1 rRNA gene is annotated in these 542 nt (G+C 61.8%); it reads right to left on the minus strand.

Going from position 1 to position 542, the window contains the following annotated elements:
• Positions 1-407: 407 nt before the first annotated feature.
• Positions 408-542 (minus strand): 16S ribosomal RNA (locus MKK53_RS18265); the annotation flags it as partial.

A 542-nucleotide genomic window follows, 5' to 3' on the forward strand; every position in this document is an offset into this window, starting at 1 on the left:
CGACACGGTCGCAAAAAGACCAGCGATCAGACCGTTTCCAGCCCGATCGCCGTATGCTTGCCGAACATGACCGACGGGACAGCGCTCTCGCGCCCCCAACGGTCACATTCCCTCTTCACGATTTCTGATAACTTCGCTCACCACAGCCACGGTCCCGGATCCATCGATCCTCGAACCCCGTCTGGGCGGCAAACTTGTCTCCAGGCGCACTCGACGGCCATCCCGGTGACGGAATGATCGGAGCGCGGCGCGGATGCGCACGGCCTGGACTGAGAAAGAGAAGCGAGGACGGCGTCATCCCGCAAATAGGACCCTGACAGGTCCCTGTATTCCAATGATCCTCGATGGGTCTGCCGAGGCAGAAGGACCGGGGCAAGCCCGACCCGAACCCAAAAAGGAATCCTTAGAAAGGAGGTGATCCAGCCGCAGGTTCCCCTACGGCTACCTTGTTACGACTTCACCCCAGTCGCTGACCCTACCGTGGTCGCCTGCTCCCCTCGCGGGTCGGCGCAGCGCCGTCGGGTAAGACCAACTCCCATGGT

Origin of the sequence: Methylobacterium sp. J-076 (assembly GCF_022829405.1) — a bacterium.
GTDB lineage: Bacteria > Pseudomonadota > Alphaproteobacteria > Rhizobiales > Beijerinckiaceae > Methylobacterium.